11 protein-coding genes and 1 other RNA gene are annotated in these 13,155 nt (G+C 72.0%); 2 read left to right on the top strand and 10 right to left on the bottom strand.

Translation table 11 applies throughout. The features are described from left to right. Positions 1–3: 3 nt before the first annotated feature. The 6 genes from EBN88_RS13785 to ftsE all read right to left on the bottom strand — a co-directional run bounded on the left by EBN88_RS13785 (position 4) and on the right by ftsE (position 6,031). Positions 4–1,914 (bottom strand): penicillin-binding transpeptidase domain-containing protein, encoded by a 1,911-nt coding sequence (locus tag EBN88_RS13785; RefSeq protein ID WP_122184161.1) that lies wholly within the window; start codon positions 1,912–1,914, stop codon positions 4–6. A gap of 255 nt (positions 1,915–2,169) precedes the next feature. Next, positions 2,170–2,538: a transfer-messenger RNA gene (gene ssrA, locus EBN88_RS13780) on the bottom strand. A gap of 120 nt (positions 2,539–2,658) precedes the next feature. Further along, positions 2,659–3,138 carry an SsrA-binding protein SmpB gene (smpB, locus tag EBN88_RS13775; RefSeq protein ID WP_122184160.1) on the bottom strand — a complete coding sequence of 160 codons (480 nt, stop codon included), beginning with the start codon at positions 3,136–3,138 and terminating at the stop codon, positions 2,659–2,661. Between the two features lie 30 nt (positions 3,139–3,168). Continuing rightward, the gene (locus tag EBN88_RS13770) at positions 3,169–4,332 is read right to left on the bottom strand and encodes a S41 family peptidase (protein ID WP_122184159.1); all 1,164 of its coding nucleotides are present in this window, start codon (positions 4,330–4,332) and stop codon (positions 3,169–3,171) included. A 79-nt stretch (positions 4,333–4,411) separates the two neighbouring features. After that, complete coding sequence (gene ftsX / locus EBN88_RS13765) at positions 4,412–5,320, bottom strand: permease-like cell division protein FtsX (RefSeq protein ID WP_122184158.1); 909 nt, start codon at positions 5,318–5,320, stop codon at positions 4,412–4,414. Between the two features lie 21 nt (positions 5,321–5,341). After that, positions 5,342–6,031: a cell division ATP-binding protein FtsE gene (gene ftsE / locus EBN88_RS13760; protein WP_122184157.1), complete on the bottom strand. Its 690-nt coding sequence runs from the start codon at positions 6,029–6,031 to the stop codon at positions 5,342–5,344. 231 nt (positions 6,032–6,262) lie between these two features. Between ftsE and EBN88_RS13755 the strand changes: the two genes are divergently transcribed. Continuing rightward, positions 6,263–6,457 carry a hypothetical protein gene (locus tag EBN88_RS13755; protein ID WP_122184156.1) on the top strand — a complete coding sequence of 65 codons (195 nt, stop codon included), beginning with the start codon at positions 6,263–6,265 and terminating at the stop codon, positions 6,455–6,457. A gap of 132 nt (positions 6,458–6,589) precedes the next feature. Here EBN88_RS13755 and EBN88_RS13750 read toward each other — a convergent pair whose 3' ends face one another. The 4 genes from EBN88_RS13750 to EBN88_RS13735 all read right to left on the bottom strand — a co-directional run bounded on the left by EBN88_RS13750 (position 6,590) and on the right by EBN88_RS13735 (position 12,005). Further along, the gene (locus EBN88_RS13750) at positions 6,590–7,345 is read right to left on the bottom strand and encodes an LPXTG cell wall anchor domain-containing protein (RefSeq protein WP_122184155.1); all 756 of its coding nucleotides are present in this window, start codon (positions 7,343–7,345) and stop codon (positions 6,590–6,592) included. A gap of 244 nt (positions 7,346–7,589) precedes the next feature. Beyond that, entirely contained in the window at positions 7,590–8,696 is a 1,107-nt protein-coding gene (gene prfB / locus EBN88_RS13745; RefSeq protein WP_122184154.1) for a peptide chain release factor 2, read from the bottom strand. A gap of 69 nt (positions 8,697–8,765) precedes the next feature. Then, positions 8,766–10,067 (bottom strand): serine/threonine-protein kinase, encoded by a 1,302-nt coding sequence (locus EBN88_RS13740; RefSeq protein WP_122184153.1) that lies wholly within the window; start codon positions 10,065–10,067, stop codon positions 8,766–8,768. Positions 10,068–10,241: 174 nt separating this feature from the next. Continuing rightward, a complete protein-coding gene (locus EBN88_RS13735) occupies positions 10,242–12,005 on the bottom strand; it encodes a serine/threonine-protein kinase (protein ID WP_122184152.1) in 1,764 nt (587 codons plus the stop codon). Between the two features lie 464 nt (positions 12,006–12,469). Between EBN88_RS13735 and EBN88_RS13730 the strand changes: the two genes are divergently transcribed. After that, positions 12,470–13,155, top strand: a 686-nt coding sequence (locus EBN88_RS13730) for an FHA domain-containing protein (RefSeq protein WP_407703409.1), incomplete at its 3' end; no start/stop codon positions are given.

The raw sequence follows: 13,155 nt of genomic DNA, 5'->3' as shown, positions 1-13,155 counted from the left end.
GGCTCAGCGGCGGGTCAGGAAGTCGGCCGCCACCGGCCCCGCGTCCCGCCCGCCCGAGCCGCCGGCCTCCAGCACCACGGCGAACGCCAGGTCCTCCTCGCCGAGATAGCCGATCATCCAGGCGTGGGTGGCGAGTTCGCCGTCCTCGTTCTCGAACTCGGCGGTGCCGGTCTTGGCGTGCGGCTCCCCCGGCACCTCGGCCAGCGCGGAGGCCGAGCCCTCGGTGACCGTGTCCCGCATCAGTCCCCGCAGCGCCTCGACGGTCTCATCGGACAGCTCGGCCGACGCCTCGTGGCGGTTCTCCACGGCCTCGGGCACCAGCACCGGCTGGTGGAAGGCGCCGGCCGCCACCGTCCCCGCGACCGAGGCCATCACCAACGGGCTGGCCTGCACCTGGTGTTGGCCTATCAGCGAGGCGGCCAGCTCGTTGTCCTCCGTGGTCGTCGGCACCGAGCCGTCGAAGGTGGCCGCCCCGACCTCCCAGGTGCCGCCGATGCCGAACGCCTCGGCGGTCCGCCCCAGCGAGTCGTGCTCGAAGCGGTCGAGGTTGCCTATGAAGGCCGTGTTGCACGAGGCGGTGAAGGCCTCGTGCAGGCTGGTGTCGTCGCCCAGCTCGAACTCGCCCTGGTTCTCGAAGCGTTGACCGTTGACCGTGACGTACCGCGGGCAGCCCAGCACGTCGTCCACGCCGGCCCCGCTCTCCAGCAGATGGGCCGCCGTGATCACCTTGAACGTGGAGCCGGGCGCCAACTGCCCCTCCAGGGAACGGGCGAAGCCGTCCGTCGGGGTGTCGGCGGCGGCCAGCACCTCGCCCGTGGAGGCGCGCAGCGCCACGATCGAACCGTCGCTGCCCGCCTCGGCGAGCGCCTCCTCGGCCGCCCGCTGGACGTCCGGGTCCAGCGTGGTGACCACGGGCGTCCCCGGCTCGCCCGCCCGCTCCTCCAGGGTGCGCACGGCCTCCCCCGACTCCCGGTCGGCGACGACGAGTTCGGCGCCGGCCGAGCCGGCCAACACCTCCTGGTACCGCGCCTGGAGGCCCGAGGCGCCCTCGCCGGTCTCCGCGTCCACCGAGCCGACCACGGACCGCGCGGCCAGCGCCAACGTCCGTTCCTCCTCCGCGAACTGGAAGCCCGGAACGGCGACCAGCTCCTCGGCGTGCTCGGCGTAGACCTCGTCCCGGAGCGTTATCACCGGGACCGCCTGGTCGGGCTCGGCCTCGGCCACCCGCTCGGCCAGCGCCTCGACGTCGACGCCGGCGTCCAGCTCCTCCAACACCTCCCAGGCCCGCTCCTCGTCGCTGAGCTGGGCCGGCCATATGCTCACCGACCACACCCGGGCCGGCCCGGCGACCGGGGACTCGTCCGCGCCCAGGATGCCCGCCCGCTCCGGCCAGGCGACCGTGTTGACCAGGGTCTGCCCCTCGGCCAACTCCGGGTGCAGCAGGGCCGACTCCCAGCGCAGCCGCCACTCGTCCCCGGAGCCGGGAACGGCGACCGCCACGCTCTCCCAGGAGACCTCGCCCAGCCCGGACAGCGCGAAGCGGGCGGTGAAGCCCACCGCCCGCGCGTCGTCGGGCGCCCCATCGGGCCGGTCGACCGGGCCGGTCACCTCGAAGGACATCTCCTCCGGCTCGGTGTTGGCCACCACGGAGCCGAGCAGCGACTCGGCGGCCGCCGGATCGTCGGTGAGGCCCGCCGCATCGGCCAACTCCCCGGCCGCCCAGGCGTCGAGGAAACGCTCGGTGACCGCGCGGGCGCGCTCCTCGCCCTTGTCGTCGCCTCCACCGCGCAGCAGCAGGACCGCCACCACCGCGAGCACCGTCACCAGCGCGGCGCCGCCGATGAGCGTGACGCGATGCGTCCGCCAACTCCCGCGCCCCAGAGCGGGAGTCCCTGTCGATCCGCTGTTCGCCATGGCGCGACCTTACCGGCCCACACTGACAAAAGGCGGGCGTACGCTCTCAACCGTCCGACACCGGCCGGAACACGGCCGGTCAACGCCGTTCAACCGCGCGGGAGTTCACCACGGAACGCCGGCGGGAGTGAGCCGCGACACCGCCCCGCGCCGCCGCGTCACCGGCCGGGCCCGAGCACGGCCGTGAACATGACGAAGCCCCGCCCCGGAAACCCGGGACGGGGCCGTTGCGCACCGGCGTGGCCGGTCGCGCGGGAGTGGAGATGGCGGGAATCGAACCCGCGTCCAACGAAGTGGAAGGAGGGCTTCTCCGAGCGCAGTCCGCTGCGATTTTCTCAGCCCCGGAGATCACGCGGACAAGTCTCCGACGGGCTCAGTCACTGTGTGTTGTCCCGCACACCCCCGTGACCGGAGTGGGCGGTGAGTTCCCTAGCTGATGCCAGGACCCGGGGCGGGAACTAACCCGGGCTGACACCTCGCGGTCGCTGCTCAGGCAGCGAGGGCGAAGGAATCGCGCTTGGTATTGGCGATTATTTTTTCGCGGCATATGGTTAACGAGATCATTGCCGCTTCCTCGGCTCGCTTCCCCTGCTTCGACGTTCGCTGTCGAAACCGATCATCCCCGTGTTGAGTTAACAAACGACCCGCCGTGGGCATTCCCCGGCGGCCCGTGCGTGTGCTCCGTCGTCGAGTATAGCGCGGGAGCGCCCGTGGTGCCCGGGAGTTTCCGCCCGGGCGTGCGCCTCAGGCCCGCTGCCTGCGGCGGGCGGCCGACATGGCCCGCTCCGCCTCCCTGCGGTCCTGCTTCTCCCGCAGCGTGTGACGCTTGTCGTACTCCCGCTTGCCCCTCGCCAGCGCTATCTCGACCTTGGCGCGGCCGTTCACGAAGTACAGCTGGAGGGGAACGAGGGTGAGGCCGCTCTCCTGGAGCTTGCCGATCAGCTTGTCGATCTCCGAGCGGTGCAGCAGCAGCTTGCGCTTGCGCCGCGCGCTGTGGTTGGTCCAGGTGCCCTGCGCGTACTCCGGGATGTGCACGTTGTGGAGATACGCCTCGGCACCGTCGATCTGGCCGAATCCGTCGACCAGCGAGGCCCGGCCGGCGCGCAGCGACTTGACCTCGGTGCCCGTCAGCACCAGCCCACACTCGTAGGTATCCAGAATGTGGTAGTCGTGCCGGGCACGCTTGTTCTGCGCGATGAGTTTGCGTCCCTTTTCCTTAGCCATGGCCAGCCAAGTCTACCCGTGGGCGGGCGGTCAGGCCCCGCCGGAGAGCCCGTCCAGGACGGTCCTCGCCTTCGCCTCCGCGTCCGCGCCCGGGTCCACCACCAGGTCGGGCACGATGCCGTCCTGGTCGACGGTCCGGCCCGACGGCGTCACATAGTGCCCGACGGTCAACTCGGCGACCGAGCCGTCCGGCTGCTCGCTCGGCATCTGCACGGTGCCCTTGCCGAACGTCCGGTGACCGACGATGACCGCGCGGTTACGGTCCTGGAGCGCTCCGGTAAACATCTCGGCCGAACTCATGGTGCCGCCGTCCACCAGCACCACCAGCGGGGTGTCGGTGTCCCCGCCGCGCGCGGCGTGCAGGGCGCGCTCCTCGCCGTGCACGTCGTAGGTGGCGACCAGCCCGCCGTCGAGGAAGACTGAGGCGGAGTCGGCGGCCTCGGTGAGCAGCCCGCCCGCGTTCCCCCGCAGGTCGAGCACGATGCCGTGGTCGGCGGGCACCTCGGCCACCGCGTCCCGCAGTAGCTGGGCCGAGCCCCGGGTGAACGAGTCCACCTCGATGCGGGTGACCCCGTCGCCGCTCTCGGTGACCACCACGCTGCGCACGGTGAGTCGGGCGCGTTCCACCGACAACTCCCAGCGGCGGCCCTCCCGTTCCATGCCGAGCGAGACGGTGCTGCCCGGGCCGGCCTGCTCGGGGCGGTCGCTGCCGCGCAGCCGGCTGACCACGTCGGTGACAGGACCGCCGGCCAGCGTGACCCCGTCGATGGTGCGGATCTCGTCGCCTGGCTCGATCCCGGCCCGCTCGGCTGGGCTGTCGGCGTGCACCTCGCTGACCTCGATCCGGCCGTCCGCGGTGCGCAACACCGCTATCCCGGTGCCGACATACTCGCCCTCAAGCCTCCGGCGCAGCCGCTCGTACTCCTCGGCCGTGTAGGCAGCCGACCAACGGTCGCCGCTGCGGCTGACCAGCCTTCTGGCGTCGTCGATCGTCCCCGATGCGGGGCCCCGTGCCTCCTCGCCCCCGAGCCCGGCGCCCGAGCCGGAGGCGAGCACCGTGCTCTCCGAACCGTCGGCCCCCTCGGGCCACGAGCCGGTCGCGGCCCCGGTCACCAACACCCCGGTGAAGACACATGCCAGGGCCGCACCGCGCCGGACGCTCCGGGACGAACCACGGTGAGACGGACGTGACATGGTGCGGAGTGTAGGACATCCCCGGCGGGCGCACGGTAGTTGACAGCCCGTCCAGCATCGGGGATTCGTCACACCCGATTCACACCTTCAGGTACTTGTACAAAGCGAAGAATGCTGCAAGGGCCGGCATCACGATGCCCGTCGCCAACACATAGGGCAGCACCGAGAGAACGGCGTCCCAGCCGACGAAGTCGATCACCGGAATCCGCTCGGCGAGGAAGCTGTCGATCCCCAGGTACACCCCGAGCAGCAGCAGACAGGCGAAGACCGCGCCCAACAGGCCGGCGATGGTCGCCTCCAGGATGAACGGCAGCTGGATGTAGAAGCTGGAGGCGCCGACCAGCCGCATGATCCCGGTCTCCCGGCGGCGGCTGAAGGCGGAGACCCGCACGGTGTTGACGATCAACAGTACCGCCACCACCAGCATCAGCAGCATCAGCCCCACCGCCGCGATGTTCACGCCGTTCAACAGGTTGAAGAGGTTCTCCAGCAGGGACCGTTGGTCGGTCACCGACTGAACGCCCTCCCGGCCGGCGAAGGCCGAGGAGATCACCTCGTACTTGGTGGGGTCGGTCAACTTCACCCGCAGCGACTCCTGCATCTGCTCCGGGGTCACCACCGAGGCGAACGGCGAGTCCTTCTGCTGCTCCTGGTAGTGCTCGTACGCCTCCTCGGCCGTCTCGTGGAAGACCCTCTCGACCAGCGCCAGATCCTCCAGCTCGGCCTGGATCTCCTCCCGCTGCTCATCGGTGGCCGGGCCACGGGAACAGGCGGGATCGGTCTCGGCGTCGATCTCGTTGCAGAGGAAGATCGACACCTCGACCCGGTCGTACCAGTAGTCCTCCATGCTGTTGACCTGCTTGCGGGCGAGAAGCGCGCCGCCCAGCAGGGCCAGGGAGAGGGCGACCGAGACGATCACCGCGAACGTCATGGTGAGGTTCCGCCGGAGACCGACCCCGATCTCCGAGAGGACGAAGTGGGCGCGCATGGCGTCCTTTCCGTGGTCGAGTCAGTGCTGGTAGCCGTAGACGCCGCGGGTCTGGTCACGCACCAACCGACCGCGTTCGAGTTCGATCACACGCTTACGCATCTGGTCCACGATCTGGGCGTCGTGGGTCGCCATGACCACGGTGGTGCCCGTGCGGTTGATGCGGTCCAGCAGCTTCATGATGCCCACCGAGGTCTGCGGGTCCAGGTTTCCCGTGGGCTCGTCGGCGATCAGCAGCAGCGGGCGGTTGACGAACGCCCGGGCGATGGCGACGCGTTGCTGCTCACCACCGGACAGCTCGCTCGGCATCCGGTCGTCCTTGCCGCCGAGACCCACCAGGTCCAGCACCTCCGGCACCGTCTTGCGGATCTGACCGCGCGGCTTGCCGATCACCTCGAGGGCGAAGGCGACGTTCTCCCCCACCGTCTTGTTGGGCAGCAGCCGGAAGTCCTGGAAGACGGTGCCGAGTTGCCTGCGCACCTGGGGCACCTTCCAGTTGGAGAGCCGGCCGAGATCCTTGCCGAGCACATGCACGGTGCCCTCGCTGGCGCGCTCCTCCCGCAACAGCAGCCGCAGGAAGGTGGACTTGCCCGAGCCCGACGAGCCCACCAGGAAGACGAACTCGCCACGTTCGACCTCCAGCGAGACGCCGCTGAGGGCCGGCGCCTGCTGCCGGGGATATGTCTTGGAGACGTTGTCGAATCGAATCACGGTTACACCAAGTCGGGACTGGGTACGGACAAGGGGTTCTCCCTTGCTGGGCAGACCCTACGCGAAGCGCCGCGCGGCGCGCAGTCCCGGCGCCCGCGCCTCCACCCCTCTTGCCCCCTCTTGCGGGGGTTGTCCCCCGGGGGCCGCCCCCGTGCCCGGCGCCCGCTCGTCTGCGGATCGGCCCGGCGCCTGGCACAGTGGAGGGGAGGGGGAACGAGAGGAGACGATCACATGACCGCCGACTGGATGGTGTGTGCCAACTGCGCGGGGCGGGTGAGCGAGGGGCGGTGCGCTGTGTGCCGCGCCGAGTTGGCGCGGCTGCGGCAGGAGCGCGGCCCCTGGGCCGTGCTGGGCACCCCCGGCGCGCTGATCGCCATCCTGCTGGGGCTGGCCGCCGTGGCACTGCTGGTGGCCCGCCCGGCCTGAGCGCGAGGTCCGTGCGCACGGCCTGAACCCGGGGAACGGGAGGCCGGGCGCAGCGGACAGAACGAGCGACGGGCCCGGAACGACTGAGCGTTCCGGGCCCGTTGCCCTGTGTCAGGATCGGCTACCGCGCCATCAGGCGGTGGCGCCGCCCTTGTTGATCAGGCGGGGCAGGTAGCGGAAGCCCACACCGCCGGCGATCATGGTGGCGGCACCGATGATCAGCAGGGTCTCGTTGGTGGACGAACCGGTCTCGGCCAGCTCCTCACGGGGCTCCTCCGGGACCTCGGCATCGGTCAGGTCCTCGGTGGGGGTGTCCTGCTCGATGGGGCTGCTGCCACCCTCGGTGTCGGGCTCCAGGCCGCCGTCGCCACCCTCGTTGACGCCCTGCGGGCCGCCGCCACCGGGGGTGCCGCTGCCGTCGGACTCGTTGCCGTCCGACTCGTTGCCGTCCGACTCACCGCCGTCGGACTCGTTACCGTCCGACTCGTTACCGTCCGACTCGTTGCCATCGGACTCGTTGCCATCGGACTCGTTGCCGTCCGACTCGTTGCCATCGGACTCGTTGCCGTCCGACTCGTTACCGTCCGACTCGTTGCCATCGGACTCGCCGCCGTCGGACTCGTTGCCGTCCGACTCGTTGCCATCGGACTCGCCCTCGTTGGTGCCCTCGTCGTCACCCTCCGAGGAACCCTCGGTGATGCCGATGATGCCGCCATCGCTCCCCTCGATGACGCCCACGATGCTCGCGTCCTGCGTCGAAGGCTGGGCCGGCTTGGCCGAGTTGTTGCTCGCCGACGCGGTGCCGACGACGGCGAGCGAGGCGCCCGCCGCGAAGACGGCGGCTGCGGCGATACGCGCCACGTTGGCCCGTGTCTTGGGACTGGCCATCTATCCACTACCCCCTGTAGCTATTTGGTGTGTGACGGTGCTCGTCACAGTGTCCCGTGAATGGGGCAGCCTCACGCAAGGGCAGCGGAACTGCGTGGGGTTCGCCTTCGTTCTCACGCGCCCCTTGCGCAACTCGCACCCACGGATCACAGGCGTGCCAAGTGAACAGCCTTCCCTCTGAACGCATCCCCGTCAAGCAGGATGTCCGGTAAGTGCCTTACCGAGGGGAAGAGTTGTGTGAAGGTTACTTCTCGTGCTGTTTACGCCAGCGGATTCCGGCTTCCAGGAAGTCGTCGATATCCCCGTCCAACACGCCCTGCGGGTTTCCGACTTCGTGTTCGGTACGCAGGTCCTTGACCATCTGGTACGGCTGGAGAACGTAACTGCGCATCTGGTTGCCCCAGGAGTTCCCCCCGTCGCCCTTGAGGGCGTCCATCTTGGCCTGCTCGGCGGCCCGTTGGTGGGCGAGCAGCCGTGACTGGAGGACGCGCATCGCGGCGGCGCGGTTCTGGATCTGGGACTTCTCGTTCTGGCAGGAGACGACGATGCCGGTCGGCAGGTGCGTGATCCGCACCGCCGAGTCCGTGGTGTTGACCGACTGGCCGCCGGGCCCCGAGGAGCGGAAGACGTCCACCCGGATCTCGTTCTCCGGGACCTCGATGTGGTCGGTCTGCTCCACCACGGGGAGCACCTCCACGCCGGCGAACGAGGTCTGGCGGCGGCCCTGGTTGTCGAACGGGGAGATCCGCACCATCCGGTGGGTGCCCTGCTCGACGGAGAGCGTGCCGTAGGCGTAGGGGGCCTTGACCGTGAAGGTGGTGGACTTGATGCCCGCCTCCTCCGCGTAGGAGGTGTCGAGGATCTCCGTCGGGTAGCCCTTGCGCTCCGCCCAGCGCAGATACATCCGTTGGAGCTGCTCGGCGAAGTCCGCCGCGTCGACGCCGCCGGCCTCGGCGCGGATGCTGATCATCGCCTCGCGCGGGTCGTACTCGCCGGAGAGCAGGGTGCGCACCTCCAGCTCGTCCACGGACTTGCGCACCGAGGCCAGCTCGTCCTCGGCCTCGCGGCGGGCGTCCGCGTCGCTCTCGGCCTCGGCCAGCTCGAAGAGGACCTCCAGGTCCTCGATCCGGCCGTGCAACTCCTCGACCTTGCGCAGCTGGCCCTGGAGCAGCGACAGCCGACTGGTCACCTGCTGGGCGCTCTCCGGGTCGTCCCACAGCGTGGGAGCCGCCGCCTGCTCTTCGAGCTGGGCGATGTCGGCCCGCATCTTGTCGAGGTCGATCACGGCCTCGATGGACTCCATGGTGGAGGCGAGGGACTTGAGCGCTTCGGAAACATCGACGACTGCCACCCCCCCAGCGTAACCGTTGACGTCCGGGGCGCAGGGCCGGCCGGCGGCGGTGAACCGGGCGGCGGGGCGTCAGCCGACGTCGGCCGCGTCGACCAGGGTGACCTCGGTCGCCGGTCCCCGCCCGTCGCCCCCGCCGCCCTCGTCGCCGCCGGAGAACAGCAGCCACCCGGCGACCACGGCGAGCACGGCGGCGCCGGCGACCGTGACGGCGAGCCGACGGCGCCGGCGTGCGCCTGCGGTGGTGTTGCGGGCCGAGCCGGCGCGCGGCTGACCGGGGGCGCGGGGCGCGCGGGCGGTGCCGTGCGCTCCTCCGGCCAGCTCGTCGGCGTCCGGCACCCGCATCCGGGTGTGGGTGACGCGCTCGGAGTCGGGGGCGGCGCCGCGCACCAGCGGGACGGCGGCCCTGGTCGGGGCGGCGGTCGCCAGGGCGGCCGTGTTCTCGCCGTGCCCGCCGTACCCGGCGTACTCGGGGTCCCCGGACGCCGGCCGGCGCTCCTCGTCGGAGGCCGGGTCGCCGAGGTCCAGCGGGGGGAGGCCGGCCAGCGCGGGCCGCGTCTCGCGCAGCCGGGAGGCCAGCTCGGCGGCGCGCAGCCGCGAGGCAGGGGCCTTGGCCAGGCACTGCTGGATCAGCTCCCACAGCTCGTCCGGGAGCCCGGGCAGCGGGGCCACCTGCTCGGTGACCTGGCGGCGCAGCACGGCGCCCGGGTGTCCGCCGCCGAACGGGGTGAAGCCGGACAGCAGCTCGTACAGCACGGTGACCAGGGCGTAGATGTCGACGGCCGCGCGCGGCGGCAGGCCCTCGACGATCTCGGGGGCCATGTAGTCGGGGGTGCCGACGACGCCTGACCTGCCGCCGTGGCGGGGCTCGTCGATCAGCTTGGCGACCCCGAAGTCCGTGAGCAGCGCGACGGGTTGCTCGCCCGAGGTGTCGAGCAGGATGTTCTCCGGCTTGACGTCGCGGTGGACGATGCCGGCGGCGTGCGCGACGGCGAGGCCGCTGGCCACGCCGGCGACGATGGTGGCCGCCTCGGCGGGGGCAAGACGGCGCTCGCGGGTGAGGTGGGTGCGCAGGTCGGGGCCGCGCACCAGGTCCATCACCAGGGCGATCTCGCCGTTCTCCCCTGCGGCGCCCTCCTGGCTCTCGGGGACCAACAGCTCGCGGACGCCGACGATATGGGGGTGTTCGAGGCCGAGGAGCGCGTGCCGTTCATGGGCGAAGCGCTCGGCGAGGTCGGGGTCGGCGGCCAGGTCCTCCCGCAGGAGCTTGATCGCGACGGGGCCCTCGGGCCCCTCCCCGAGCCACACCGTTCCGGCGCTGCCGCGGCCGAGCACACGGTGGGCGGTGTAGTGGCTGCCGATGTTCCGTGCCATGGCGTGAGGCTACGACGCGGCCTCGCCGGGCACAGGACAGCACGCCGGGCTTGTCCGGGTTTGCCGGCATGTCCAGGGCGAAATTCCCGACGGGAAGTCGATAAATCACCGAGATCACCGTCGAGTTGTCGCTTCACCGGTGAGGGGATTCACCAACGAAACGGCGCCCGTTGGTCATTCACCGCCGTCGGGGAGGTTGTCGTCCACGGTCTGCTGGGCCTCGTCGATCAGCCCGAGCATTTCCCGCAGGTCGTCGAACCAGTCGGTGACGGTGTCCCAGAAACTCCTGCCGTCCGCGATCCAGTCCTGGAGCGGCGTGAAGTTCCAGATCAGAAAACCGATCACGACCAGAATCAGCAGCATGAAGAGGCAGCCCTTGAGGCAGCCGAGTCCGGGAATCCGCATCGGGTTGGCGCCGCGGGAACGGCCGCGCGGCTCGCGCTCCCGGCGCGGCTCGGCCTGGCGGCGCTGCGGGGGCTCCTGGTAGGGCGGCGGCACCGGGCGCTGGTACTGCTGCGGCGGGGGCGGGGGCGGCTGGTAGCGCTGCTGCTGGGGCTGCTGCGGCGGGTAGCCGTAGGGGTCCTGCCGGGGCTGGTTGGGCGCCGGGGGCTGCGGGTGCTGTTGCTGCGGGCGCCGCTGGGGCTGCCGCTGCGGCGGGCGGTAGAGCGGGTCCTGCGGCTGCTGGACCGGCTGCACCCGGGTGGGCTCGTTGCGGTCCCTGGCGGCGCGCATCTGCTCTTCCCAGGGGTGCGGGCCCTCGGGCTCGGGGGGCGTGGCGCCGTGCGTCGGCATGGCGCGGGTGGCGTTGAGGCCGTCGTCCCGCCGGCCGCCGCCCTCGCCCTCGCCGTCCCGGCCGGTGGTGGGCAGCACGTTGGTGGCGGCGTCGGGGTCGGCGCCGAAGCCGCCGTCGCCCCGGCCCTCGCCCGAGGCGTCGCGGGAGCCGCCGGGCAGCACCTGGGTGGGCTCGGACGAGCCCTCGGGGCCGATGCCGGTGCCGGGCACGCGGACCGGAGACGCCTCGGGCAGCAGCAGGGCGCCGACGCCCAGGGCCGCGTTGCGCTGCTCGGGGGTGGCGTGCTCGTTGATCCCGGCGGCGACGGTGCGCAGCGCGCGGGCCAGGTTGCTCGCCGAGGGGCGCTCGTCGGCGGACTTGCGCAGGCAGCGCTCGATCACGGTCCACAGCGGTCCTGGCACGCCGTCGGGGCGGTGCGGCCGCTCGCTGATGTGGCGCTGGAGCACCTGGAGGGTGTTGGAGCCGCCGAACGGGGGCTGCCCGGTGACCAGTTCGTAGAGCAGGATGCCGGCGCCGTAGATGTCGACGGCCGAGGTCTGCTCGCGGCCCTCGGCCGACTCGGGCGCCACGTAGGAGGGGGTGCCGACGAACTCGTGGGCCCTGGTGACGCCCGGGGAGTCCGCGAGCCTGGCGATGCCGAAGTCGGTGAGCATCGGGCGCAGCGGCTGGCCGTCCCTGCCGCCGGCGAGCAGCACGTTGGCCGGCTTGAGGTCCCGGTGGACGATGCCCTTGCCGTGCGCGGCGGCCAGCGCGTCCGCGATCTGGGCGGTGAGCAGCGCGGCGCCGACCGGGGTCATCGGGCCGTTCTCGTAGAGGTGACGGTGCAGGTCGGGGCCGTCGATCAGGTCCATCACCAGGGCTATCACCTCGCCCTCGACCACCAGGTCGCGGGTGCGGACGATGTTGGTGTGGTTGGCGGCGGCCAGGCGCAGCAGGACGGAGCGCTCGCGCAGGAAGCGCATCACCACGTCCGGGTCGTGGGCCAGCTCCTCCTTGAGGACCTTGATCGCGACCAGCTCGCCCGGCTCGCCCTGGACGGCGGCCTCGGAGCCGGCGGTCTCGCGCTGGCGGCCGCGCCAGACGGTGCCGGTGGCGCCGCGTCCGAGCGGCTCCTCAAGCAGGTACTTGCTGCCTACCGGCCGCACGCTAGCTCCCTGATGCTTCGCTGATGGTCACGGGACCCGAGGCCCCTACTGTAGTGCCGCACTGTAGTGCCGCCGGGTGACAGCGAGGGGGTGCCGGGGCGGCGGCCCGTGCCCTGGTTGCTGGGACGCGGCGGTCGGCCGGTCGGTTGCGTGGGTCGGCGGGCGCGGGTGCGGGCGGGCGGCGCGCCGGCGGCCGGCGGGAGGGTCGCGTGGGGTGCGGCGGGCGGGCCGGGAGATGATGGGGCGTCGGACGGCGGGCCGCGCCGACGGGACGGTCGACGGTCGCGGGAACGCGCTTTCCCCGGGGCCTGGCAACGACCGATCAGATCTGGTCAGATATAGCCAATCAAGATCATTAAGCATCAGACGCGCGTTCCGGTGTCAGTGACGGGTGCGAGGATGCCAGCAGCATCCGCATCCGTTGCGGGTCGGGACATGACAGCCGGGAGTGACCGGGAGGGCCGATGCCGATTCAGATCAGGGTGACCGTTCTCGGGCCCGGCGTTGCCGACGGCGTCGACGTGGCGATCTCCGCCCCGGCCGGCACCCCGCTCTCCGCCGTCGTGGGCTCGCTGGCCAGCGCGGTCTCGCCCGGGGGCGCGGCGCCGGGGGCGGTCTTCTGCGAGGACCGCCGGCTGGACCCGGCGCGCTGCCTGTTGGGACAGCCGCCCCTGGTGGACGGCGCGGTGCTCTCGCTGCACCGGCCGCTGGAGGGGCCGGGCGCCGAGCCGGTCCCGGCCCGGCTGCTCGTCGCGTCCGGGCCGGACGCGGGCGGCGTCCACCTGCTGCGCGGCGGCACGGCCACCATCGGCCGCTCCGCCGACGCCGACATCCCCCTCGACGACCCCGATGTCTCCCGGCTGCACTGCTCGTTGACGCTCGGCTCCGACGGCACCATCGCGGTCGCCGACCTCGGCTCGACCAACGGCACCTGGCTGGACGGCCGCCCCGTGCGCGAGCGGCCCGTGCTCCTGCCGCCCGGCGGGATACTGCGGCTGGGCGAGTCCGCGCTGCGGGTGCTGACCGCCGACGAGCGGCCGGCGCCCCCGGCGCTGGCCCTGGGCGGGCCGCCGGCGCTGTCCGCGACGCGGCCGGTGGAGTCCGGCGGCCCGGAGTCGGGCGCCCCGGACGAGCCGCCGCCGACGCGGGT

The organism is Streptomyces triticirhizae (genome assembly GCF_003696235.1).
Lineage (GTDB): Bacteria > Actinomycetota > Actinomycetes > Streptomycetales > Streptomycetaceae > Streptomyces > Streptomyces triticirhizae.
The sequence above is the reverse complement of the archived record's forward strand: the minus strand, read 5'-3'. Positions and strand labels throughout refer to the sequence as shown.